The sequence below is a fragment of the Wolbachia endosymbiont of Atemnus politus genome (genome assembly GCF_013309895.1).
This window is the reverse complement of sequence record NZ_JAAXCS010000146.1, coordinates 1-2,810: the sequence shown is the minus strand read 5'-3', so window position 1 is coordinate 2,810 and position 2,810 is coordinate 1. Positions and strand designations below refer to the sequence as shown.

2 protein-coding genes, 1 tRNA gene and 4 pseudogenes are annotated in these 2,810 nt (G+C 35.5%); 5 read left to right on the top strand and 2 right to left on the bottom strand.

Annotated features, from left to right (window positions below):
• Positions 1-189 (top strand): hypothetical protein (locus HET73_RS07545; protein WP_218939340.1); only part of this gene is annotated, 189 nt, incomplete at its 5' end.
• A gap of 427 nt (positions 190-616) precedes the next feature.
• Here HET73_RS07545 and HET73_RS09190 read toward each other — a convergent pair.
• Both HET73_RS09190 and HET73_RS06910 read right to left on the bottom strand, forming a co-directional pair.
• Positions 617-1,765 (bottom strand): annotated as a pseudogene (locus HET73_RS09190) (molecular chaperone DnaJ).
• A gap of 70 nt (positions 1,766-1,835) precedes the next feature.
• A tRNA-Arg gene (locus HET73_RS06910) sits at positions 1,836-1,910 on the bottom strand.
• 164 nt (positions 1,911-2,074) lie between these two features.
• Here HET73_RS06910 and HET73_RS06905 point away from each other — a divergent pair.
• The 4 genes and pseudogenes from HET73_RS06905 to HET73_RS06890 all read left to right on the top strand — a co-directional run.
• Positions 2,075-2,364: pseudogene (locus tag HET73_RS06905) on the top strand (TrbC/VirB2 family protein).
• A gap of 51 nt (positions 2,365-2,415) precedes the next feature.
• Positions 2,416-2,607: a hypothetical protein gene (locus HET73_RS06900; RefSeq protein ID WP_174134255.1), complete on the top strand. Its 192-nt coding sequence runs from the start codon at positions 2,416-2,418 to the stop codon at positions 2,605-2,607.
• Positions 2,589-2,705, top strand: a pseudogene (rpsM, locus tag HET73_RS06895) (30S ribosomal protein S13); the annotation flags it as partial. The gene HET73_RS06900 and the pseudogene rpsM, both read left to right, overlap by 19 nt.
• Positions 2,706-2,729: 24 nt before the next feature.
• Positions 2,730-2,810: pseudogene (locus tag HET73_RS06890) on the top strand (30S ribosomal protein S11); the annotation flags it as partial.

Sequence of the window (2,810 nt, the reverse complement as noted above, 5' to 3'; positions counted from 1 at the left end):
CTCATTCCATTCTATAATGATGTCATCCCAGTACTGGGATCCAGTTTAGTAATAAATATTTATGAAATTTACCAAATGGAGAAAAAAGGCAACCCGTGGGTGTCTAGTTATTTACATTTAACTTTCAAACATGGCGTTCTCTTATTCAAAACGTCTCATAACCGCGACTCCGTTGCTTTTGAAGTCTAAATTATTAGCGTTAAGAAATTTACTAAACAGAAAAAAAGACAAAAGAAACCTAGGGCAGCTAGTTATTCACTATCATTTTATCAGTTGGCGTTTTTTAATCTTTTAAAGCGCCCAAATAGGCGCAATTTACAGCACTAGTCGATAATGTTGACAACAATGTAAAAGACATGAGGTGTACATAGTGCAAAAATTAAACATGAGACGCCAGATATACTAAGTTTTTTTGTCGTTTAATCTATACAGAGAAGATAAATAATTAGCTTCATTGTTATTATAATGAGATTGGCGGGGGTTGTCAAGAAATTTTTAGTTCTGTTTCAGCTACTTGCGTACCTGGTTGACAGAAAAATTGAGTAATATCGTAGAAGCATTTGTGTTCTAATATTTAACACATTGCTCCTGCAATTACATGTCAAGCATTAGGGTATTAACTGCCTTCAATATCATTTAGCAAATTCCTTACTTTTTTTTTTACTTTACTAAAGAATCCTTTGGATTCTCGTTGCGTATTTGTATTTTTCTCTTCTTCAAGTGCTTTTAATAACTCAAATTGTTTTTTAGTTAAGTTCTTTGGATTTAAAGTCTCAACTATTACCTGTATGTATAAGTCACCTCGGATGTTTAAGTCCTATATGGCATGCCCTTTCCTTTACAACTTATTTTGGTACCAGTTTGAGTGCCTTCGGGAACCTTTACTTTTATTTTAGCTCCATCAATTGACTGGACATCAATTTCGCCACCAAACACTGCTAGTGTCATACTTATAGGTACTTTTCAATGTAAATCCACTTTATTTCGAAAAAAAGATTTTATGTGGAGCGATTTCAACAAATGCATGTAGATTTCCGTTTTTCCCACCTCTTACTCCAGCTTCTCCTTTACCGCATACTATTACCTTACCGCCTTCTTCTATACCTTTGGGAATTAAAACTGATGTATTTCACCTCTTCTGCGTCCATTTCCACCGCATTTTTTTGCATTTATTCTGTATTATTTCGCCATCCCCATAACATGTGGTACAAGTTCTCTCGATTATAAAAAAAGCCCTGTTGGGTCCTGATCTTACCGCTTCCTTGGCACGTATGACACTGAACTGGCTTGATTGCTCTTTCACTGCCTGTACCTTGACACCTGTCACATTTTACATCTGTGACATAATGTATAGGCGCTTGTATTCCCTTAAATGCGTCTTCTAAAGTAATTTTAAGATCATAACGTAATTCTAATCCAGGCTTTCCCATCGTTGTACTACTTTTTGCTCTTGATCTACTTGAGCTACAAAATTCTCCACTAAAATGGTCTCTGAATATATCGCTAAAATCTTCTGTGGCTTGGCTAAAGTCAAACCCACCAGAAGTACCTTTATTCTCACAAAAATCATAGCCTTCTCTTTTCTCAGGATCAGACAGGACTTCGTATGCAGCCGCTATTTCTCCAAATTTTTACTCTGCTTCTTTATTACCAGGATTTTTATCTGGATGATATTCGAACGCTAGTTTCCTATATGCGTTTTTATCTCATCAATGCTGGCATTTATGCTTACTCCTAACAACTCATAGTAATCTTTTGTGCTCATATACAATAGTTCTGTATTTAACCTTTAAAGATAGGTATTCGTGCATTAATTTCAACTCTGTGTAACATTGTGCACCCTGAGCTACTCGAACGCCCGACCTTTTAATCCGTAGTCAAATGCTCTAATCCAACTGAGCTAAGGGTGCCTTTCATAAAATGAACTTTAGCAGATTTTCCAGCTTGATTCAATTAGTTCGGCGAAATAAATATACACCAAAGCTAAATTGATAATATGATAAATTTAATAATATCCTTAACTTAAATTTAATAAATACGAAGAAAAATTTGGCATAAAATTATTGGAGACATAATGAAAAAATTTCTTATATTTATAACTTTAATTTTCTCAATTTCATTTGCAAGTGCAAGCAGAGTAAAACAGTTGATGAAACATCAGAAGTGATATGCAGCATAGTACAATACACTCACAGCATAGGTGGACCAATGATCACGATAGTGATAATAGGTGAAGCTTTGCTTGCAATATTTGGCAGAATGCCGTGGCCAGTACTTTTTGCACTCGGAGCATTTACTGCCGTGTTTTTTGGTGCCCTTGCAGTTGTAAAGGCAATAAAATCAGATGTAATGGCGTGTATATAGAACCTTCCAGTAGTTCTGAAAGATAAAGAGCCTCAAAAAAGTTTTAAGTATATGATACGTCGCAAGATCGACAAGATGCCATGGCTCTGGACAGAAGATGTGAAAGATAAAGTGCGGCTGAAAAAGAAACTATATCATGAATACCTGAGAGATAAAACACCGACAAACTGGAACCTATACCGAAAAGCAAGATCTGATGCAAAGAGAATAGTCGCAGCTACAAAGGCTGCTATAGAGGAGTGAGACACAGAAAAGGTTTGCCAGTGAGAGGACAAAGAACTCATACCAGTGCTAAGACTCGTAAAGGTAGATCTCGCTTACCTATTGCTGGAAAGAAATAAAATTTATTGTTATTGTGAGTTTTAATGAAAAAGGTTAGAACAGTTGGTAAAAGTGTAAAAAAGTGTGTTAATGGGGTTGTTTATATTGGCGCAACTTTTAATAAT

Bases quoted from the DNA above. Each gene is read 5' to 3' on its own strand.
- HET73_RS06900 (WP_174134255.1), top strand. From the start codon at position 2,416: ATGATACGTCGCAAGATCGACAAGATGCCATGGCTCTGGACAGAAGAT.